The sequence below is a fragment of the Pedobacter aquatilis genome, from assembly GCF_032678405.1.
Lineage (GTDB): Bacteria > Bacteroidota > Bacteroidia > Sphingobacteriales > Sphingobacteriaceae > Pedobacter > Pedobacter aquatilis_A.
The window spans coordinates 470,712-492,763 of the sequence record NZ_JAVTSJ010000005.1 but is presented as its reverse complement, the minus strand read 5'-3'; the positions used below and the strand labels follow the sequence as shown (position 1 = coordinate 492,763).

General features: G+C 40.4%; 20 protein-coding genes. 15 read left to right on the top strand and 5 right to left on the bottom strand.

What is annotated here, in order from left to right; genetic code table 11:
- Positions 1-292, bottom strand: a 292-nt coding sequence (locus tag R2R71_RS15965) for a helix-turn-helix transcriptional regulator (protein WP_316832275.1), incomplete at its 3' end; no start/stop codon positions are given.
- 258 nt (positions 293-550) lie between these two features.
- On the opposite strand from R2R71_RS15965, the gene R2R71_RS15960 reads away from it, so the two are divergent.
- The 4 genes from R2R71_RS15960 to R2R71_RS15945 all read left to right on the top strand — a co-directional run bounded on the left by R2R71_RS15960 (position 551) and on the right by R2R71_RS15945 (position 3,637).
- A complete protein-coding gene (locus R2R71_RS15960) occupies positions 551-1,432 on the top strand; it encodes a HEPN domain-containing protein (protein WP_316832274.1) in 882 nt (293 codons plus the stop codon).
- A 4-nt stretch (positions 1,433-1,436) separates the two neighbouring features.
- Entirely contained in the window at positions 1,437-1,805 is a 369-nt protein-coding gene (locus tag R2R71_RS15955; RefSeq protein WP_316832273.1) for a hypothetical protein, read from the top strand.
- Positions 1,783-2,721, top strand: coding sequence for a hypothetical protein (locus R2R71_RS15950; protein ID WP_316832272.1), 939 nt, complete (start codon positions 1,783-1,785; stop codon positions 2,719-2,721). Before R2R71_RS15955 ends, R2R71_RS15950 begins: the two co-directional genes overlap by 23 nt.
- A gap of 751 nt (positions 2,722-3,472) precedes the next feature.
- Positions 3,473-3,637, top strand: coding sequence for a hypothetical protein (locus R2R71_RS15945; protein ID WP_316832271.1), 165 nt, complete (start codon positions 3,473-3,475; stop codon positions 3,635-3,637).
- Between the two features lie 874 nt (positions 3,638-4,511).
- Here the strand turns inward: R2R71_RS15945 and R2R71_RS15940 are convergent.
- Positions 4,512-5,090: a phosphoribosylglycinamide formyltransferase gene (locus R2R71_RS15940; RefSeq protein ID WP_316832270.1), complete on the bottom strand. Its 579-nt coding sequence runs from the start codon at positions 5,088-5,090 to the stop codon at positions 4,512-4,514.
- 245 nt (positions 5,091-5,335) lie between these two features.
- Here R2R71_RS15940 and rpsT point away from each other — a divergent pair, with 245 nt between their 5' ends.
- From rpsT to R2R71_RS15890, 10 genes are all read left to right on the top strand, one after another.
- A complete protein-coding gene (rpsT, locus tag R2R71_RS15935) occupies positions 5,336-5,590 on the top strand; it encodes a 30S ribosomal protein S20 (RefSeq protein ID WP_056871313.1) in 255 nt (84 codons plus the stop codon).
- A 73-nt stretch (positions 5,591-5,663) separates the two neighbouring features.
- Positions 5,664-6,362 carry a RadC family protein gene (radC, locus tag R2R71_RS15930; RefSeq protein WP_316832269.1) on the top strand — a complete coding sequence of 233 codons (699 nt, stop codon included), beginning with the start codon at positions 5,664-5,666 and terminating at the stop codon, positions 6,360-6,362.
- Positions 6,363-6,428: 66 nt separating this feature from the next.
- Entirely contained in the window at positions 6,429-7,265 is an 837-nt protein-coding gene (locus R2R71_RS15925) for an endonuclease/exonuclease/phosphatase family protein (protein ID WP_316832268.1), read from the top strand.
- A 1,092-nt stretch (positions 7,266-8,357) separates the two neighbouring features.
- Positions 8,358-10,757: a phenylalanine--tRNA ligase subunit beta gene (gene pheT, locus R2R71_RS15920; RefSeq protein ID WP_316832267.1), complete on the top strand. Its 2,400-nt coding sequence runs from the start codon at positions 8,358-8,360 to the stop codon at positions 10,755-10,757.
- Positions 10,758-10,787: 30 nt separating this feature from the next.
- Positions 10,788-11,078 carry a hypothetical protein gene (locus tag R2R71_RS15915; protein ID WP_316832266.1) on the top strand — a complete coding sequence of 97 codons (291 nt, stop codon included), beginning with the start codon at positions 10,788-10,790 and terminating at the stop codon, positions 11,076-11,078.
- 33 nt (positions 11,079-11,111) lie between these two features.
- Positions 11,112-11,402: a cell division protein ZapA gene (locus R2R71_RS15910; RefSeq protein ID WP_316832265.1), complete on the top strand. Its 291-nt coding sequence runs from the start codon at positions 11,112-11,114 to the stop codon at positions 11,400-11,402.
- A gap of 321 nt (positions 11,403-11,723) precedes the next feature.
- Positions 11,724-13,295 carry a ribonuclease Y gene (gene rny / locus R2R71_RS15905; protein ID WP_316832264.1) on the top strand — a complete coding sequence of 524 codons (1,572 nt, stop codon included), beginning with the start codon at positions 11,724-11,726 and terminating at the stop codon, positions 13,293-13,295.
- 1,419 nt (positions 13,296-14,714) lie between these two features.
- Positions 14,715-15,230 carry a DUF962 domain-containing protein gene (locus R2R71_RS15900; RefSeq protein ID WP_316832263.1) on the top strand — a complete coding sequence of 172 codons (516 nt, stop codon included), beginning with the start codon at positions 14,715-14,717 and terminating at the stop codon, positions 15,228-15,230.
- 111 nt (positions 15,231-15,341) lie between these two features.
- Positions 15,342-18,137: a TonB-dependent receptor gene (locus R2R71_RS15895; RefSeq protein ID WP_316832262.1), complete on the top strand. Its 2,796-nt coding sequence runs from the start codon at positions 15,342-15,344 to the stop codon at positions 18,135-18,137.
- Between the two features lie 113 nt (positions 18,138-18,250).
- On the top strand, positions 18,251-19,681 hold the full coding sequence (locus R2R71_RS15890) for a hypothetical protein (RefSeq protein WP_316832261.1): 1,431 nt from the start codon (positions 18,251-18,253) through the stop codon (positions 19,679-19,681).
- A gap of 60 nt (positions 19,682-19,741) precedes the next feature.
- Here the strand turns inward: R2R71_RS15890 and R2R71_RS15885 are convergent, their stop codons facing one another.
- A complete protein-coding gene (locus R2R71_RS15885; protein WP_316832260.1) occupies positions 19,742-20,068 on the bottom strand; it encodes a hypothetical protein in 327 nt (108 codons plus the stop codon).
- A gap of 141 nt (positions 20,069-20,209) precedes the next feature.
- Between R2R71_RS15885 and R2R71_RS15880 the strand changes: the two genes are divergently transcribed.
- Positions 20,210-20,368 (top strand): LPXTG cell wall anchor domain-containing protein, encoded by a 159-nt coding sequence (locus R2R71_RS15880; RefSeq protein ID WP_316832259.1) that lies wholly within the window; start codon positions 20,210-20,212, stop codon positions 20,366-20,368.
- A 5-nt stretch (positions 20,369-20,373) separates the two neighbouring features.
- On the opposite strand, the gene R2R71_RS15875 is transcribed toward R2R71_RS15880, so the two are convergent.
- Both R2R71_RS15875 and R2R71_RS15870 read right to left on the bottom strand, forming a co-directional pair.
- Positions 20,374-20,649, bottom strand: a complete 276-nt coding sequence (locus R2R71_RS15875) for a hypothetical protein (RefSeq protein WP_316832258.1) — start codon at positions 20,647-20,649, stop codon at positions 20,374-20,376.
- A gap of 117 nt (positions 20,650-20,766) precedes the next feature.
- Positions 20,767-21,921, bottom strand: a complete 1,155-nt coding sequence (locus R2R71_RS15870; protein ID WP_316832257.1) for a hypothetical protein — start codon at positions 21,919-21,921, stop codon at positions 20,767-20,769.
- Positions 21,922-22,052 lie beyond the last annotated feature (131 nt).

The window sequence follows — 22,052 nt, the reverse complement described above, 5'->3', positions numbered from 1 at the left end:
TATTAATCGCATTTATTGTTGAATTATCATTACTGGTAAAAGTATTAGATATGATATTTAATACAGTTTCATCAGAATAATTTTTGATCGCCTCAGTTGTTACCCCCAAGACCTTTGCTATTTTCTCCAGTGTAGAATCTTCAATTTCTTCGCTTTGCTCCAGTTTGCTAATGGCCTGCTGACTGATGCCCAACTCTGCTGCCAGTGCATCTTGTTTCATGCCACGCAGTTCGCGTATGCGGCTAATTTTACGGCCAAGGTGCATTCTTTTCGGTTTTTCTGAGGTTTCCATGTTTCAAATATAAATGAATTTTACGGAGCGTAAGAAACAAGCGAATAATTGTTTTAAACAACTGCTTGTGGTTCGATACGCCAGTTAGCTGATCTAATTTAAGGTTTTTATTTACAACCTGAAGCTATGGAGCGAAAAAACAAAAATTCGTGTGTTCCATCATTCAAACGCAATACCCGCTTCATTACATTCAGCATCCCATAGATAATTTATTTAAAGCTAAGCTGTGCTTAGCCCTAATGATTAATGCCAAATGCTATGAAGGTTAAAACAAAGAAATTGAAGCCTAAAAACCATCACCTGCCCGACCAGGTAATCAGACTACTGGTTAGCGAATTTTCTCCGATGTATATCTACCATTATGCAACGGTGGAAAGCAAATATTATTCGAAAAGTATTTTTTATGATCGGGGCGAGCCAGCGCAATGTACTGTTCATTTGCTGGTGATTACATCAGGTAGTGAAAGTTTGGAGCATAAGGTTCAGGATTATATTGACCGGCATATTGCTGGGATAAAAGTGATATTACAGGTTCATGGGCATGAAATTGTATCCCGAAATCTTCAGGCTTCCAATCGCTATTTTACGTCTGTTCTGACTAATGGCAAACTGGTATACGTTGAGGAAGGAGCATTTCCCTATGCACATGTTCAGCCACCCAATGCAGGCAAACATTTGGAACGTGAAGTGGCTTGCTGGGATAAAAGATACGGGAAAGCAAGGGCGTTCCTTGCAGCCAGTCAGGAAGCTATTGATAACGGGACTGAAAGCATCGGTGTATTTTTACTGCATCAGGCTACCGAGCAGGCTTTGGTGGGTTTGATATATGTATTTATGGGGTATCGTTCAGATATTCGTAATCTGGCCCGTTTGCTTCATGTTTGCACTTGTTTCTCTCCGCTTCCTTTGCTTCATTTTACTGGTTTGCCTGATCATGAATCTTTATTAATGTTGATGATCAAAGCTTTCAGCCAGGCACGTTACGACGATGATTTTAATCTGGAAGGGCATTCTGAATATCGGTTACTGGAACTGGTAGAAAGCTTTTTGAAACGTGCCGATGAGTGGTGTAAAGAAAGGTTTATGGAAAAAAAGATTGTTAATGATGCAGCCAGAATGGAGGTGAAAGATGTTAAGTGAAAAGATGTTACCAGCAGATTGCCTTGGCTTTTATGCTATTCCGCTTGATAATGGATGTGTCCTTACAGAAGCAGGGTTGAACGAACACAGTGATTTCAGGCGGCCGGCCAGGCCATATTTATATGTTACGGTATCTAAAACCGGGTTTGATGGGGGTATACTGGTGCTTAAGGTGGTGGTTGGGCGTAATACCCCTGTACAACTGGTTTATGTAATCGTGAGGGAAAGGCAGCTGCTGGTTACTTGTAATGCCGGAACGGATGAAGGCTTTTTAAGTCGCCATGTTTATTTTGCATTGCATGAGGGAATGAACCATCATCGTAAAAACAATTTTAGCAGATACAACTGGTTTGATTTCTTTGAAAGGGGGTAAAAAGAAAAGCAAATACCTGAATGTGATTTGCGACCGGGAAGGGCTCGATATTAATGTGAAGCAGCGGTATGGTGAATTCTGGAGGAAAGGGGATGAGCTGTTTAGTTTTAAAGCGGGTGAGGAGCGATCGGAAAGGCAGCTTCCGGTTGAACCTTGTATGGATAAGCCTGATCCCGCCGAGGGTGAGGTTTTGGGCTATTTTATCGCTGTACCGATTTGGGGGATTTATTGCGAACATATCCCGATTTTAGTGCCATACACTGGCCAGTTGAATAAGGCTGGTACGGATATACGCAATTATAGCAACATGCCCGGTCCTGACGACATCAATGGACCGCTCTGGACTGAAAGGCAGTGGCTACTTAATGTTATTTGTTTTGAAATGGAGGGTATTGCCTGGCTGGCTGACAAAAAAGTGTGGTGCAATAAAATATACAGTGATAGGGAAGTGGTCGCATCCAGGCAGGCTCAGATTTTTACCTTATGGCATCAGGTGTGGCCTTATCTGGTTTCTATGCCTTTTACCAAATTTTATGGTTCGATTGACAGGGGGCTGTTGCGGGGCAAACCCTGTAAACGGCATGTTAGCGCCGCGATGTTACATGATGATCGTCCTGAGATTTGTTTCAAGCTATGTGATTGCAAGGATTATTATGCGTTATTAATGCTTGTGAGGGTTGGAAAACGGGTGTTTAAGCCTTCGGAGTTTACCGGATTGTTTTTTACGGCTTCAGAAAAGCAACCTGATGAATATTATTTATGGGATTGTATTCAGGATGTTAGGGTGGCTGCTTTTTTTAAGGATTTCGGTTATGGTTTTTCGATTTTAAAGTGTCATTATGAAGGGGATTTTGCTGTGTTTTTTGAGAGGTTGAGGGAGGGGTATGAGGTTAGTTTTTCTGGTTTATTGGTTTAATAGTTCATTGGTCATTGGTAACTGAAAACTGCCAACTGAAAACTGATTATTTGCTCATCGCCGCAAGGGCTATTTCTTTTGGCTTGATCCAAAAGAAACAAAAGATCAAGGCTTGCCCCTCTTGTTGCATAAAGCTAAGGGAATACCAATTGCGGTAATTTGAGGCCAGGCCGGCACACATTCCCCCTACGGCTGCAAATTTCCTTGGGTTGTGGAATAGGTTAGCATCTGCAAGTATTCCCTTGCTTTCTGCTGCCTCGATGGGCTAGGCCGGGTAGCAGGGTGCAGGGGTGTTATGGAGGGCTGTGGCTAGTTCAATAGTTCATTAGTCATTGGTTCATTTGTAACTGAAAACTGCCAACTAAAAACTGTTCATTGGTTTCCACAAGTCGTCATTGCGAGGTACGAAGCAATCTCTAATTTTAATACTTACTGATATAGATTGCTTCAGCTCGCTCTGGCCCGGCTTCGCAATGACGAATGAGTTAGTCCTTCGACTAGGCTCAGGATGACAGGTTGAGTTGGGCGACTGCTTCATAGCGAAATGCTACTCCAATCCGTCACCCTGAACGTGTTTCAGGGTCTCTCTTTCATGAGATGCTGAAATAAATTCAGCATGACGTTTGGATTTAATAACCTCTTAATTAACATTTTTGATAATTGGTTATTGAATATTGGTCGTTAACTATTTGCTCATCGCCGCAAGGGCTAGTCCTTTTTTCTTGATAAAAAAGTACCAAAAAATCAAGGCTTGGCGATAATGTCGGATAAACTCGCCGAAGCTTTAATTGCGGCTACACAAGTGCCGATGCTTCCTGAGATAACTGACAATCGGCATGGATGCGTAGCCTTGGGCAGTGCAGACCCGACTGAAACTGCACAAGCTTCAACGGTTTCTCTCTCCATTATAGCCTAGGCCGCAAAACCCACCGACTAAAAACAGTGGTAATAGCACAACTCCATTATCAATTTTCCTGCACATCGCCTGTAACTCCCCTCCTTTTTTTAAGGAGGGGTTTGGGGTGGTTAATTTCTATCCCATGTCGCAATATTCACCGCTCGTCCCTGCTGTCATCCTGACGACAGGAAGGATCTGTTTACTACTGGCATTGCGTTCAAATATTTTGCACTGCCCCTGTATGATATCTTTACATCCCCAAGTCGTCATCCCGATTGGAGCGCAGCGCAACAGAGGGATCTTTGAAACTGCTGTAGGATGAAAAGAGTCCTTCGACTAGGCTCAGGATGACGGGTTGAGTTGGACGAATAGTTCATTGGTTCATTGGTCATTGGTTCATTGGTTCATTGGTCTCAAAAAGTCGTCATTGCGAGGTACGAAGCAATCTCCTCATTAACTTCATTGAAAATTGATTATTAACTATTTGCTCATCGCCGCAAGGGCTCTTTCTTTTGGCTTGATCCAAAAGAAACAAAAAATCAAGGCTCGCCCCTCTTGTTGCATAAAGCTAAGGGAATACCAATTGCGGTAATTTGAGGCCAGGCCGGCACACATTCCCCCTACGGCTGCAAATTTCCTTGGGTTGTGGAATAGGTTAGCATCTGCAAGCATTCCCTTGCTTTCTGCTTCCTCGATGGGCTAGGCCGGTAGCAGGGTGCAGGGGTGTTTTGGAGGCCTTCGGCTAGTTCAATAGTTCATTAGTCATTAGTTCATTGGTTTCCACAAGTTGTAAATGCGAGGTACAACGCAATCTCTAATTATGCCAATGATTGATATAGATTGCTTCAGCTCGATCTGGGCCGGCTTCGCAATGACGGTGCTAACTGAAAGTTTACTTTTTAATTTTCTTTACTAAGCTTTCTACAATGCGTGGGTAGTGCAGGTGTTCGAGTTGCTGGCCTTTGAATTTTACCATTTCGAGGTTGTCGTTTTTGTCGATGCGGTAGCGGGCCTGGTAAATGTATTCGCCTTCATCATAATGTTCATCTACATAATGTATGGTGATGCCGCCTTCGGCTTCTCCGGCTGCAAGCACTGCATTGTGTACATTGTCGCCATACATGCCCTTGCCGCCAAACTTTGGTAAAATGGCCGGGTGGATGTTAATGATGCGGCCAGGGTAGGCTGCGATGAGGTTTTTAGGGATTAACCACAGGAAGCCTGCCAGTACAATAAAATCAATGTCGAGGTTTTTGAGTAAATCGATTACTTCATCTGTTTTATAGAATTCGTGTTTATCGAATATATGGCTTGGAATTTCGAAATTATCGGCCCTTTGTAATACATAGGCATCTGCATTATTGGTTAACACTAAAGCGATTTCGATATCGGTACTTCTCTTGAAATGCTCCATGAGTTTCTGGGCGTTAGAACCTGAACCTGAAGCAAAGATGGCTATTCGTTTTTTCACTCAAAATTGGTTTTGTTCAAAAATAGTATTTTTAAGCAGCTATTTTTAAATCGTCACCGTTTTTTTAGGATATTTAATTTAAGGGTGGCTGGGCAGCTAAATTTAACTTATTTTTGTAGCCGGAACGGGGGCAGAAAAAAAATGAATAAAAAAAGTAAAAGTGTTTTGTAATTTACAAAGATTAATTCTATATTTGCAACCCGAATTAAAGGAAACGATTAAGAAAAAACAAAGGCTAAATAAAAATGGCAAATCATAAATCTTCATTAAAAAGAATTAGAGCAAACGCTACTAAACGTTTACGTAACAGATATCAGGCAAAAACTACCCGTACTTTTATTAAAAGATTACGTGCAGCTGAAGATAAAAAAACTGCTTCAGATTTATTGCCTAAAGTAATTTCTATGTTAGATCGTTTAGCAAAGAAAAACGTTATTCACAAAAATAAAGCAGCTAACAACAAATCGAAATTAACGAAATTCGTTAACGGTTTAAAATAAGCTAAATTTTTACGATATTAGTAAAAGGCATCCCAACCGCAAGTTGGGATGCCTTTTTTTTGCGTAAAAATTTATGGGAGCATACGAACAAAAAATCGGGATTAAGCTTTGGGCGGAGGAAGACCGTCCTCGGGAGAAGCTTTTATTAAATGGCCGGCGGCATTTAACGGATGCGGAGCTGATTGCCATTTTAATTGGTTCGGGCAGTAAAAATGAAACAGCCGTTGACCTGAGCAAGCGGATGCTTCGTTTTTATGATAACAGCCTCACGAAACTGGGGCGGGCAACGATTGCGGAGCTGTCGAAGTTTAAGGGGATTGGCGAGGCAAAGGCCATTGCGATTGTTGCGGCACTGGAACTGGGGCTGCGGGTTAAGGAGGATGTGCCGGAGGAGCTTGTGCGGGTTACTGCATCGAGCGATGTGCACCGGTACCTGCAGCATACTTTTGCGCACCTTAACCATGAGGAGTTCTGGGTCTTGCTGCTGAACCGCTCGAACCGGATTACAGGGAAGCACCTGATCAGTAAAGGCGGGCAGGCGGGAACGATAGCCGATCCGAAAATAATATTCAAGCTTGCGCTGGAGCATAATGCGGCAAACCTGGTGATGGCACATAACCATCCTTCGGGGAGCCTGAAGCCTAGCGACAGCGACAACAAGCTTACGAGGGCCATGGTGGCTTCGGGGCTGATGCTGGGCCTGCCGGTAGTTGATCACCTCATCTTTACCGATTATGGTTATTACAGCTATAAGGATGAGGGGCTGATCTGATGATAAAACAATTGTTACTTAACATTAAATCAATATTGCAAAGGAACAATTTTGTAATTTGGCGGTATGAAAACTGTATTTACTTTTGCTTTTAGCCTGCTGCTGAGCCTGTCGTTATTCGCCCAGAAAAACGAAAGGCCGATTAATGTGATCACTTATAATATCCGCTATAATAACCCCGGCGATGGGGTAAATGCCTGGCCTAACCGTAAGGATAATGTTAAGGCCCTGGTAAAGTTTCACGATGCCGATATCCTTTGTGTGCAGGAAGCGCTTGCGGAGCAGTTTGATGCTTTAAGTGAAAATACGAATTTCGATTTCGTGGGTGTTGGTCGCGATGATGGTAAGCGAAAAGGGGAGTTCTCGGCAATTTTCTTTGATAAAACGAGGTTCACGAAAAAGGATGGCGGCACTTTCTGGCTGTCGGAAACACCTGATGTGCCATCGAAAGGCTGGGATGCTGTTTTACCACGTATTTGCAGCTGGGTTAAGCTTTATGATAAGCTGAATAAAAAAGAGTTTATCGTTTTTAACACCCATTACGATCATGTAGGGGTTAAGGCAAGGATAGAATCGGCAAAGCTGATTAAACAAAAAATACAGAAGATAGCGCCTAAGCTTCCGGTTATTTATACTGGCGATTTAAACGTAACGCCTGAAACGGATGCGATTGCGACCATTAAATCTTTTCTTCAGGATGCTAAGGAAATTTCTGTTGAGCCGCCTTATGGTCCGGCAGGTACTTTTAATGCTTTTGATTTTAACAGTGAGCTGAAGAACCGTATTGATTACGTTTTTGTAAATAAGGGTTTTAAGGTGCAGAAGTTTGCTGTTTTAAGTGATAGTAAGGATAAACGTTATTTTTCTGATCATTTACCGGTATTCGTTCGGTTGTGGTTTTAGGTAAATGTTTGTTTGATGGTTCAATAGTTCATTAGTTCATTTGTCATTGGTTCATTAGTCTCCACAAGTCGTCATTGCGAGGTTCGAAGCAATCTCCTCATTAGTAACTGAAAACTGCCAATTGAAAACTGATTATTTGCTCACCGCCGCAAGGGTTCTTACTTTTTTCTTGATAGAAAAGTAACAAAAGATCAAGGCTTGCCCCTCTTGTTGCATAAAGCTAAGGGAATACCAATGGCGGTAATTTGAGGCCAGGCCGGCACACATTCCCCCTAGGGCTGCAAATTCCCCTTGGGTTGTGGGGAAATGAAAGGGATTTCAAGCATTCCCTTGCTTTCTGCTGCCTCGATGGGCTAGGCCGGGTAGCAGGGTGCAGGGCTTCGGCTAGTTCATTGGTCATTTGTCATTAGTTCATTGGTCTCCACAAGTCGTCATTGCGAGGTACGAAGCAATCTCTAATTATATCACTTACTGATATAGATTGCTTCAGCTCGCACTCACCCGGCTTCGCAATGACGGTGTCAACTGCCAACTGAAAATTGGTTATTGGTTATTGAACATTCCTTGATTGGTTTATTGGTTTCCACAAGTCGTCATTGCGAGGTTCGAAGCAATCTCTAATTATATCACTTACTGATATAGATTGCTTCAGCTCGCACTCGTCCGGCTTCGCAATGACGAATGAGTCAGTCCTTCGACTACGCTCAGGATGACAGGTTGAGTTGGCTCAATAGTTCATTAGTTCATTTGTCATTGGTTCATTAGTCTCCACAAGTCGTCATTGCGAGGTACGAAGCAATCTCTAATTTTAATACTTACTGATATAGATTGCTTCAGCTCGCACTCGCCTGGCTTCGCAATGACGGTGTTAACTGAAAATTGAAAACTGAAAACTGAAAACTGCCAACTGTTCAATAGTTCATTAGGAACTGCTAGCTGTAAACTGAAAACTAAAAACTGCTGATTCAACATTTACAATTTGGCTTTCTGCTTTGGCCTATAAATAATATCTTTGCGTTTTATAATTCTTTAAATGGGTTTGTTATGTTCTAAAGTCTCAAATCTCATTTCGGGAATCTCAAATCTCAATAAATGAAAATATCATATAACTGGTTAAAGCAATTTGTTCAAATCGATAAAACGCCGCAGGAACTTTCTTTAATTCTGACCAATGTTGGTTTGGAAGTGGAGAGTGTGGATAAAGTTCAGCCGGTTATCGGCGGGCTTGAGGGTTTGGTTATTGGCGAAGTTTTAACTTGTGTACAACATCCTAATGCCGATCGTTTACGTATAACCACAGTTAACGTTGGTGGGGCAGAAAACCTGCAGATTGTTTGTGGTGCGCCGAATGTTGCTGCCGGGCAGAAAGTTGTGGTGGCTACCATTGGTACTACCGTATACCCGCTGGAAGGGGAACCTTTTAAAATTAAGGAGTCGAAAATCAGAGGGGAGCTGTCGCAGGGGATGATTTGTGCTGAAGATGAAATAGGGTTAGGGAAGTCGCATGATGGTATTATGGTTTTACCTGCTGATACTGCTACGGGCATTCTTGCGAAAACTTATTTTAAGCTTGATGATGATTATGTTTTCGAAATTGGCTTAACGCCAAACCGTGCTGATGCGGCATCGCATTTAGGTGTTGCCCGCGATCTGGCAGCTTATTTCAGAAGTGAATATGAAATGCCTGATCTGGCAGCATTTAAAGTAGATAACGAAAAGCTGGTTATTCCGGTAACGGTTGAAGATTTAGCCGCTTGTCCGCGTTATAGCAGCGTAACCATTTCTGGTGTTACGGTAGGGGAGTCGCCAGACTGGTTAAAAGATAAATTAAAAGTGATTGGCCTGCGTCCCATCAATAACGTGGTTGATATTACCAACTATGTATTGCATGGTTTAGGTCAGCCTTTGCATGCCTTTGATGCTGATAAAATTGCAGGGGGTAAAGTAATTGTTAAAAAGGTGGCGGAAGGTACGCCATTTGTAACCCTTGATGATGTTGAGCGTAAATTAAGCGCTGATGATTTAATGATCTGCAATGCGGAGGCACCGATGTGTATTGCCGGGGTTTTCGGTGGTAAAACATCGGGTGTGGATACGGAAACCAAAAATATATTTTTAGAAAGCGCTTATTTCAATGCGGTTTCAGTGCGTAAAACGGCCAAGCGCCATGGTTTAAAAACCGATGCTTCATTCCGTTTTGAGCGTGGCACTGATCCGGAGATTACCGTAACGGCGCTGAAGTATGCGGCGCTTTTAATTAAGGAGCTTGCTGGAGGTGAAATCTCTTCGTCGGTTTCGGATATTTATCCGGAGCATATCAAGCCTTTTGAATTTGAAGTTAGCTATACCAATATTAATAAACTGATCGGTGCAGCTATTCCTGCAGCTGAGATTAAGCACATTATTACGGCTTTAGGCATCTCCGCTACAAGCACATCGAATGATACACTGGCTTTAAGGGTACCTTCTTTTAAAGTTGATGTTACGCGTGAATGTGATATTACCGAGGAAGTTTTAAGGATTTATGGTTATAACAACATCGCCATTCCTTCAAAAATCAATGCCTCTTTATCTTATACTTCAAAACCGGATAAGGAAAATACGCAGAATGTTATTGCAGATATGCTTACGGCGAATGGTTTTGCCGAGATCTGGTGTAACTCCTTAACGAAATCTGCTTATTCAAAAAATTTAGAAGAGGCTGTATTTATTTTAAATCCGCTAAGCAGTGATTTAAATGTAATGCGCCAGGCCCTGCTGATGCCAGCCCTGGAAAGTGTTGCTTATAACCAGAACCGCAAGAATGCCGATGTTAAGTTTTACGAGTTCGGAAAAACCTATCATTTAATTAACGGGCAATATGTTGAGCGCCCAAGGTTGTTACTGGTAGTTTCGGGTGCCAAGCAAAGCGAACAATGGAACCAGCAGGCTAAACCGGCTACTTTCTATAATCTAAAAGCTGCGGTTGATGCGGTAATTTCACGTCTGGGCATTTCTACTTACCAGTCGGATGTTTTACAGGATGAGAACTATGCTTATGGTATACGCTATTTCAGGGGGGATAAAAACCTGGTAAGTTTTGGTGCTGCCACCAAGGACGACCGCAAAAAAGCCGATGTGAATGCAGAGGTATTTTATGCTGATTTCGACTGGGCAGCGCTGCTGGATATCGTAAGGAAAAATAAAATCGTTAACAAGGAAGTTTCAAAATACCCGCAGGTAAGAAGAGACCTTTCTATGCTGGTTGATAAGGCGGTTACTTTTGATACCTTAAAGGGAATTGCATTTAAAACCGACAAGAAATTAATTAAAGAGGTTGGTGTTTTTGATGTTTACGAAGGGGATAAGCTGCCGGAAGGTAAAAAATCGTATGCGTTAAACTTTATCCTGCAGGATGAAGAGCAAACCTTAACGGATAAGCAGATCGAAAATACGATGCAGAAGTTAATTGCGAACTTAACCGGACAAGCTGGTGCAGAAATTAGGAAATAAAATATAAATTCGTATTTTTAAAAATAATTCATGGCTTCTGTTGCAGATCAATTAGATAAGGTACTACAAAAAACAACGCGGGTAATCGAGTTGTGTAATGCTTTGCAGGAAGAAAATGATTTGTTAAAGCTTGAAAATCAATCGTTAAAAGTAGCGCTTGATACATTTAAGGGTAAGCATACCGAACTTGAAGAAAAACTGAGGGTTACCAAGCTTGCCAAAAGTATTGAGGGAACGAGCGAGAAGTCGCTTGATATTAAGCAAAAAATTAACGATTTTGTGCGGGAGATTGATAAAAGTATCGCATTGCTGAAGAAATAAAGTGATGGGAAAAAATCAGAAACTAAGCTAACAATGGGAGAAATCTCGATTAAAATAACGATTTCCGACCGTATTTACCCTTTAAAGGTTAATATGGAAGAGGAAGAGATTGTGAGACGGGCAGCAAAATTGATCAATGAGCGCATAAAGGATTATCAGGATAATTATGCGGTCAGAGATAAGCAGGATCTACTTTCTATGGCAGTATTGCATTATGCAACTGCGGTATTAAGAACGGAGAACAAAGTACAAAGCCAGGATACTGCTGTTGCTGATAAAGTTGAAGAATTGGATGTTTTATTAAACGATTTCTTTTCAAAATAAAGGTACGTTCTTTTTATTAATTGTCATCCTGAGCACAGTGAAGGATTTATGGGAGCAACGCTTTGTTGTAAAAGCCTGTTCCGGTAATGGTTAATTGTAGCGCAGCATGACAAAATGTATAGCATAAAAACATAGCCGCGGCTAGTTTTTTGAGTTTCAATTTTATAAAACTTAACACTTCAATATGTATGGGGTTAAGAGGGCGTATTTCATCTGCTATGGCACCTGAAAATGGCTTAAATCCCAATTATGCTTAGTTGAGGTTTAAAAATATGAGACTTTAAAAAATTAGCTGCGGTTTTTTTTTACTTAAAAAACAAAATGGATATAACGGAAATTGTAGGATACATATTTGCCCTGATTGCAGGCTTAGGTATCGGTGTAGCAATAGGCAGGTTCCTATTGCGCAACTTGCTTAAACAGCAGGAGGTTGCTGCCCAGAACAAGGTGAAAAAGATTTTAAAAGACGCAGAAAATAATGCTGAGATTTTAAAAAAGAATAAGCTTTTAGAAGCAAAAGAGAAATTTTTGCAGTTGAAAGCAGAGCATGAACAAGAAGTTAATGCTAAAAATAATACCATTAACCAGCGTGAAAATACGATTAAGCAGAAAGAGCAATCGGTAAACCAGCGCCTGGAGAATGCCAACAAAAAAGAGCAGGAGCTGGATAAGCAGAAGGGAAATCTTGAAAAGCAGACGGAATTAGCTGTAAAAAAACAGGAGGAAGTTGAGGTTTTAAAGAACCAGCACTTGAAACAACTGGAAACCATTGCTGGCATTTCGGCTGAGGAGGCTAAAGAGCAGCTGGTAGAAAACCTGAAGCAGGAAGCGCGTACACAAGCCATGATGCAGGTGAAGGACATTGTTGATGAAGCTAAACTTACGGCAAGCAAGGAAGCTAAAAAAGTAGTGATCCAAACCATTCAGCGCACGGCTACGGAAGCGGCGATTGAGAACTCGGTATCTATTTTCCATATTGAAAGTGATGAAATTAAAGGACGTGTTATTGGTCGTGAGGGTAGAAATATCCGTGCCTTGGAGGCTGCAACAGGTATTGAGATTATTGTTGATGATACCCCTGAAGCCATTATTTTATCGGGTTTCGATCCGGTAAGAAGGGAAATTGCCCGTTTGGCTTTACATCGTTTAGTAACAGACGGCCGAATCCACCCGGCACGTATTGAAGAGATTGTTGCTAAAACCAAGAAACAGATTGAAGATGAAATTATAGAAATCGGTGAGCGTACAGTGATCGATTTGGGTATCCACGGTTTGCATCCGGAGCTGATCCGTATGGTTGGCCGTATGCGCTACCGCTCGTCGTATGGTCAGAACCTTTTACACCACTCGCGTGAGGTAGCCAACTTCTGTGCAACCATGGCTGCTGAGCTTGGTTTAAATGCAAAGATGGCTAAACGTGCAGGTTTACTTCACGATATTGGTAAGGTGCCTGATGATAACCCTGAATTGCCACACGCTATTTTAGGTATGCAGCTTGCAGAGAAATATAAGGAGCATCCTGAAATCTGTAATGCCATTGGTGCCCACCACGATGAAATTGAGATGACTTCGATGATCTCGCCAATTGTTCAGGCTTGTGATGCGATTTCAGGTGCCCGTCCGGGAGCCCGCAGAGAGGTTGTTGAAAGTTATATTAAACGTTTAAAGGATTTAGAGGAGCTTGCGCTTTCTTATCCGGGTGTTGAGAAGACTTTCGCTATCCAGGCTGGTAGGGAATTGCGTGTTATTGTAGAGAGTGAGCGTATTACAGATGCACAGGCTGAATTGCTGGCAGCTGATATTTCAACGCGTATTCAAACGGAAATGACGTATCCGGGCCAGATTAAGGTTACTGTTATCAGGGAAACCAGATCTGTGGCTTTTGCGAAATAGGAAGTGATTTGACTGATTTTTAAGTCAGCATAAATTAAGCGATGGAATGCTCCATCGCTTTTTTTGTTTTTAGTTCAATGGTCAGTTGTTCACTAGTTCATTAGTCATTGGTTCATTAGTCATTGGTCTCAACAAGTCGTCATTGCGAGGTACGAAGCAATCTTTAATTATTACCACTGATTGATATAGATTGCTTCAGCTCGCTCTGACGAATGCGTCAATCCTTCGACTACGCTCAGGATGACAGGTTGAGTAGGATGATTGCTTCAGAGCGAAACGCCGTTCCAGTCCGTCACCCTGAACTTGTTTCAGGGTCTCTCTTTCAAGAGATGCTGAACTAAATTCAGCATGACGTTTGGACTTAATAACCTATCAGTTAACATTATTGGTTATTGAACATTGGTCAATCGGTTAATTGTTTAACTGCCAACTGAAAACTGCCAACTGATTATTTGCTCACCGCCGCAAGGGCTCTTTCTTTTGGCTTTATCCAAAAGAAACAAAAGATCAAGGCTTGCCCCTCTTGTTGCATAAAGCTAAGGGAATACCAATGGCGGTAATTTGAGGCCTGGCTTACACACCTAGCCCCTTCGGCTGCAAATTCCCTTGGCTGTGGGGAAATGAAAGGGAATTCAAGTATTCCCTTGCTTTCTGCTTCCTCGATGGGCTAGGTCGGTAGCAGGGTGCAGGGGGGGTGGGGAGGCCTTCGGCTGGTTCAATGGTTCATTGGTTCATTTGTCATTGGTCTCAACAAGTCGTTATTGCGAGGTACGAAGCAATCTCTAATTATACCACTGATTGATATAGATTGCTTCAGCTCGCTCTGACGGATGCGTCAATCCTTCGACTACGCTCAGGATGACAGGTTGAGTAGGAAGACACCTTCATTGCGAAATGACACTCCAGTCCGTCACCCTGAACTTGTTTCAGGGTCTCTATTTCAAGAGATGCTGAACTAAATTCAGCATGACGTTTGGACTTAATAACTTATCAGTTAACATTATTGGTTATTGGAAATTGTTCAATCGGTTAATTGTTTAACTGCCAACTGAAAACTGCCAACTGATTATTTTGCTCACCGCCGCAAGGGCTCTTACCTTTTTCTTGATAAAAAGGTAACCAAAAATCAAGGCTTGGATCTGCAGTCGGATAAATTCGTTAAAGCTTTTTTTGCGGCAACACAAGTATTCCGACGAAAAGTCGGAACAGGACGCGTTGCCTTGGTTCATGGTGGTTTGAAGGGTTAATCCGGGAAGCTTTAACGTTTTCTCCTTCCTGCATCTCCTAGGCCGGGTAGCGAGGTGCAGGGGTGTTGGGGAGGCCTTCGGCTGGTTCATTTGTCATTAGTTCATTGGTAACTGAAAACTGCCAACTGCTAAGGAGATGCGCATCATCGAATATTTTTTTTAATTTTACATCATGAGCAAAAACACTATCCAAATTGAGCCTAAGCGGCCTGTTGATGTACTTTTCGATAAGTATGCCGAAAGCCATCAGAATCCAACCAATAAGCTGGTGCACTGGATTTGTGTTCCTTTAATTGTGTTCAGTTTGCTGGGGCTGATCTGGCAAATTCCCTTTCCGCATTTAAGTTTCTTAGGAAGCTACAACGGTTATTTTAACTGGGCATCTTTTCTGCTGGCTTTTAGCTTGTATTATTACTTCACCTTATCGCCAGTTTTATTTTTCCTGATGATCTGGATTGTAGGTTTAATGAGTTATGCCATTGTAAAGATAGAGCAGGCGGTAGGTTTAGGTAGCGGAACAGCTTATGGTATTTATGCTATCATATTCGTTGCTGCATGGATCGGTCAGTTCATCGGGCATAAAATTGAGGGTAAAAAACCTTCGTTTTTAGATGATGTTAAGTTTCTGTTAATCGGGCCGATATGGTTATTGCACTTCATTTGCCAGAAGGTTGGTATTAAGTACTAAACCTCCGGCTGGTAACATTAAATTAACCTTTAGCTAAACAAAGCTTAATTAACATCTAACATGTAGCTAACATTGTGGTAATAGATTTGCCTAAAATTAAATACTGGCAAATTGAACTCACTCCCAACATTTAAAAGCGCAGCATTAACCATGCTGGTTTTCTTTTTAAGCATTGCTGCTTATGCACAAACAGGTAAAATTTCAGGTACGGTTAGCGATAAAAAAACCGGTGAAACTTTAATCGGTGTTACTGTAAAAATTAAAGGCACTACCAAGGGTGTTTCTACTGATGTAGATGGAAGATATACACTTCAGGCCATGGCCGATGGTAAGTATACCCTTGAATTTTCTTATGTAGGTTATAAAACCAAAGAAGTTTCGGATGTAGAGGTAAAAGGACCTGCCATCACTTCGTTAAATGTTGTTTTAGACGAAGCTGCTGGTCAGAACCTTGGTGAAGTAGTGGTTAAAGCGAGCTTTAAACAGGAATCGGTAAACTCGTTATACGCTAAACAGAAAAACAGTTCTGTTATTTCTGATGGTGTTTCGAGCGACCAGATTAAAAAATCGCCTGATAAAAATACTTCCGACGTTTTAAAACGTGTAAGTGGTGCTACTGTTCAGGATAATAAATTTGTGGTTATCCGTGGTCTTAGCGACAGGTATAATAATGCAACGCTTGATGGTTCTTCATTACCGAGTACAGAGCCAAACCGTAAGGCATTTTCATTTGATATTGTTCCTTCAAACCTGGTTGATAACCTGATTATCAGTAAAACAGCTACGCCTGATTTACCGGCAGATTTTACAGGTGGTGCCATCCAGATTGCGACAAAAGATATTCCGGATAACAATTTTATCAGCTTTGGTGTTGGTGCAGGTTATAATACTGAATCGACATTTAAAAATTTTAAAAGCGGTGCCAGAAATGCTACAGATTACCTGGGATTTGATAACGGCGATAAAGCTTTGCCTTCAAACTTCCCTTCACGCAGCAGAATCAGTAGTGGATTAACTTCAGCACAACAAATTTCGGCAATGAGATCGCTTTCACAGGATTGGAAAATATATAATAATACAGCATTACCAACCCAGAACTACCAGTTCACCTTGGGTAGGGTAAAGGATTTTAAAGAGAGTACCAATAAATTCGGTGCCTTGTTCTCTTTAACTTATCGCAATGCGCAAACGATTAACAATGATGTGATCCGTGATTATGTAAATTACGATTATCACGATAATATTTACAGGTTCTCTACCAGCTTAGGTGCGATTGCCAATTTTGCCTATACTTATGGCAAAAGTAAAATTACCTTCAAAAATATCTACAACAGGGCATATGACGACTCATTCCTGAGCAGGGAAGGTTTTAACAGCGACAGGGGACGGGATATTAAATTCTTTGCTTTCGATTTAATGCAAAAATCTTTATTTAAATCGACTGTAGAGGGTAGTCATGGTTTAGGCGAGAATAATTCAAAAATAACATGGAATGTAAGCTATGCCAATATTCTGAATGACCAGCCAGACCAGAAGAAAATCTCATACCAAAGAAATCCTTCGGATGCCGGTACAGCGAACTATGTTTATATTGCCAGTACCGGTACGTTAAGTAAAGAGAATTCGAGGTTGTTTTCTAAATTAAATGAAGATAACTATAGTGGTGGTGTAAATTATACTTTGCCGTTAAAAATGTTCAGTCAGCTGGCGACTTTTAAAACTGGTTTAAGTTCTATTTACCGCGACCGTACTTTTGATGCCAGATTTGTTGGATTCAGAGCCAATACTGGTGCTGAAAATGCAGATGCAATCAGTAAACGTCCGTTAAGTACTTTATATGGTGCTGATGCGATCAATAATGGTGCATATTCGTTAGATGATATTTCGGCAGATGCTGACAGTTACAATGCGCATTCATTGACCAATGCTGGTTATGTGATGCTTGATAATAAATTTGGTGAAAAATCGAGATTGGTTTGGGGTGTAAGGGTTGAGCAGTTTAACGTGGTTTTAGATGCTAAAGTTCCTTCTCCGCAAACATCGGTAAATGATAATTATGTTGACGTTTTACCATCAGCAAATTATACGTACAGCTTAACACCAAAAATAAACTTAAGGGCTTCTTACTACCGTACACTGGCAAGACCGGAATTCAGGGAGCTTGCATCGGCAGCAATTTATGATTATGAATTACTTGCGCTGCAACAAGGTAACCCTAGTTTGAAGGAAGCAAAAATTGATAATGCTGATATCCGTTTTGAATTATATCCACAGGCTGGCCAGATTATCTCGGTATCGGCTTTCTATAAGAAGTTCCACAATGCGATTGAGTCTTATAACCAGGATGCAGGTTCGACGAGGATCATTACTTATATCAACTCTGATAATGTAGATGTTTATGGTTTGGAATTCGAATTCCGTAAGAGCTTAGATTTTATTGCAAAAACAGATTTCTTAAAACAGACAACCTTCTATACCAACCTATCTTTAATTAAATCAAAAGTTGAAACGGCAAATACCGGTATCAACTTAAAACAAACGAGCAGGCCAATGGTAGGTCAGGCACCATACATTATTAATGCTGGTTTGCAACATAATTTCTTAGGCGATAAGTTGAGCTTCAATGCTTTGTACAATCGCGTAGGCAGAAGACTGGTTGTAGCAGGTGGTGTGTTATTCCCTGAAATCTGGGAAGTGCCAAGAGATGTGATCGACTTGCAACTTGCTTTAAAAGTACTTAAAAATAAAGGTGAGCTGAAGTTTAACGCTGGCGATATATTGAACAGCCGCTTTACGCAATATTATGATAATGATTTAAACAAGAAATATGACCGTTCTTCGGATGAAACCATTAGCAGTTACAAACCAGGAAGCAATTTCTCTTTATCATTTTCATACACATTTTAAGGTAAACTTGATGTTATCAGATTCAGGTAATGTTAATAATATCTTAAAGTACGCTTAACTTTTGAATTACATCCTAATAATATTTTTGAAAAAAAGTAAAAACTAAAAAAACAATGAAAAAACAATTATTACTATGCGCATTAAGTGTGATGGTTTTCTTAGCAAGTTGTTCTAAGAGTACTGACGATGGAGATATTAATCCCCCTGCAGATGCTAATACAGTAGAAATTTCTGGTGATGTAACAACCAGCTCAACCTGGTCGGCCAGCAAAATCTATGTTTTAAAAGGTAATGTGTTTGTAACAAATAATGCTACTTTAACAATTGAGCCAGGAACAATTATTAAAGGAGATAAAGCTACTAAAGGTGCTTTGATTATTACACGTGGTGCAAAAATCAACGCTACAGGTACAGTTGATAAACCAATTGTATTTACTTCAAGTGTTGCTGCAGGCGCACGTAAAGAAGGCGATTGGGGTGGTGTTATCTTATTAGGTAAGGCACAAAATAACGTAGGTACTTCGGTAGCAATTGAAGGTATCTCTGATGCAACTGATAAAGGAAAGCACGGAGGTACGGATAATGCTGATAACTCAGGTACTATGAAATATGTACGTATTGAGTATGCAGGTATCGCTTTAAGTCCTGATAACGAGATCAACGGTTTAACTTTTGGTTCAGTTGGTTCAGGTACTACAATCGATTATATTGAGGTTTACCGTTCAGGTGATGATGCTTTCGAATGGTTTGGTGGTTCAGTTAATTGTACACACTTATTAGCTATTGACAGTTGGGATGATGATTTCGATACTGATAACGGTTTCTCAGGTAAAGTTCAGTTTGGTTTAGCGCAACGTTTAGCTGTAACTGCTGACGTATCAGGTTCAAATGGTTTTGAATCAGATAATAATGCTGCTGGGGATAACTCTACACCACAAACTTCATCGGTATTTTCAAACATGACAATTTTAGGTCCTGTTGGCTCAGGTGGTAGCAGTATTAATGCTAACTTCCAACACGGCGCTCAAATCCGTCGTAACTCAGCAATCAGCATTTTCAATTCAGTATTTGTTGGTTATACAGAAGGTATCTTTTATGATGATGCACTACCTTCAGGTGGTACTTTAAATTCATCAGGTAACTTAGTAGCTGGCCGTTCAGTATTCGCTAATAACCTGGTATATAACTCAAACAGTAAAAGTAATCAGATTAAAGCTTCAAACACAACAGCTTTAGGTATAGTTACCCCATTATTAACTGCAGTAAATACTTTTGATCCTGCTGCGTTAGCTGCAAGCATATTTACAGATCCATATAAATATTCTGCTGATTTAGTAGCTAGTACAAGAGTTGGGACACCAAACTTTACTGTAGTTGCCAATTCAGCTGCTGCATCTGGTGCTTCATTCGCAAATGCTAAATTAACTTCAGGATTTACAAGTGTACCTTATAAAGGTGCTTTCGGTGCTGATAACTGGGCTGCAGGTTGGGCTAGTTTCGATCCTCAATCATTACCATATACTACTCCAGGAGCAGTAAAATAATAACAACGAAATTCTTAATCATAAAAAAAGCCGGACATTGTGCCGGCTTTTTTATGTTATTTATTGTTCTGAAACTTCTTTTTTTACAGCAGTTTTTGCTTTGGGTGCAGCTGCTTTTGGTGTTGCTGGTTTTGTTACCTTCACTTTTGGCGCTTGTACTGAAACTTCTTCTTCTTTAATAAATGGTGCGATTGAATCGTCGGCTTTAACCAGGCTTATTCTTTTTGCAAGTTGTTTGGCAAACTTTTCTATCACCTTATCTGCTTTCTTTGCTTTGCCAAACTGGCTTACTGTTTCGTTAATTGCTGCGGCTAACTTTGATTCTAATTCTTTACGTAATTTTTTATTTGCCGGATGGTTCTCCGACTTCGACTTATTCTTTTTCATTTAACTTATCAGGATTTCCTCAAAGATAAAATATCGGCATGTTAAATTAATATTATGATTATGTTAACTGATTCGTAATCAATTAACAAAGCGATAATTTTCAGCTATATTTATGTAAAGGGTTAACCTAACACAGTGATTATGAATGTAAATTATATTATCATAGCCGCGGTTATTCTTATTCTTGTGGTGCTTCTGGTTTTATTTCTGCGGAGAAATAAGAAGGATGAAAAAGAATTGGAGCAAGATATTATTCAGGAAGAGCTGGAACCTGAAAAGCATAAGGAAGATAAAATGTAGCGATCTTAAATCTCCGAACCTTTGGCTACACTTCCACCCATATCCAGGGCACTCTGAAATTCATCCAGGTATTGGAGTAGATGCCGTTCGGCTGTAGCAAAAGAGGTAAAGGAAGCAGATGGTTCATAGGCCTCATTGCTGTTATAATTTTTGTAATAATGGCTGGTTTGAAATACAAAAACATCGCTTTTATTAATGGGCGACATAATTCTTGCCTTGATCGGGTTTGAATGTATTTCGGTGAAATATTCCTTTAAAACGTTATAAATTACTGGTTGCATAGGAATTAGTTTTTTGAGTTGAAGATAAAAATAACCGAAAAACCCACAGGTGCAGCCGTGTTGTTAATTTAATAACTTTAAATTAACATTAATTTAATCTTTGTTTAACGTTTGTAGTTATTTCCCAGGCTCGTAGTTGTACACCACTTTATATTCAACATTTTTAAGCTGTACAGAAACCTGTCCGATTTTTAAGTCCTGCATTTGTGGCGTAGGCTCGCAAAAGAAGTATTTCCTGCCTTTATAAACCACATAATCGCCTTTCAAAGGTTGATCAAACTGTACGGCCATGGTTAAGTGTGTAGGGTAGAGGAGTGCAACCATTGGCAAATTATAAATTTCCTTCACGAGGTAAAAGAACAGTGCAGCCCTGTCGTCGCAATCACTATATTTATTCAGCAGGGTTTGTTCCGGTGAAAGGCGTTTTTCCTTTCCAAAGTTATCCTGGTCATTTTCGTATAAGAATGCATAACGGGTAAAGCGCATCAGATAATCTACACCTTTTTTCTGATCCATTTTCTGCATGTTGTTTTTAAGCATCGGGATTAAGGAGCTATATGTTTCCCTGCTTAAGGGGATATTAAAATACGATTCGAAATCTACACCGGGGTAGTTTGCAAAAATGGCCTCCACATCACTGCTTACTTTTAGTTTAAAGTGATAAGTTTTTTGTTTATAACTGAAATCTACATCCTTTTCGATATAGCTGTCGGGTTTAAAATCGGGTAATCGCGTAACCTTGTAAGAGAATGAATTTGTGCCTTCGGGAATGGCAATATTAACGGGCTTGTAAGTATTTGCCTGCTGGAAAAGTTTCCCGTAATCATGGTAGTTAAGGCACATGTATTTGTTGTCGTCGATCATGAAGAAGGGGATGTCGCTGATGTCTTCATCGTTCTTTACGTAAAAAATAATCTGGCCATTACCTACGGCTACTCTTGCATCGTAACCACATTTATTTAACAGAAACCATTTATATAGTGTATAGCGGCTATAGTTTTCTGCTTTGGGGCTTATCTGTTCGGCGGTTTTACGGATCAGCTGGTAGTAAATCCAGTCGTTAAGTTTATATTTTTCTTTGTAATTGATTAATGAGGAAATAAGGCTGGTGTAATTTCCATTGTTTATCCGGTTGTAAAATTCCCTCACTGATTTTGAAGTTGCACTGACTTCTGTGTTGACAATTATAGAAGAATCGGCGGTAAAATTAAAAGTGCCGTTATAAAATTCAAAAGAATGGTTCTGTGCTCTCGTTTGAAAAAACGAAAACATTAAGCACAGGCATGCTGCAAACGCTAAATATTTATGAAGCCTTCTTTTCAATTTTATGAATTTTGTTAATATTAAATTTACCTATAATTAATAATAAATCAACAATTTATTTATGTTAAGAAAAGCCATTG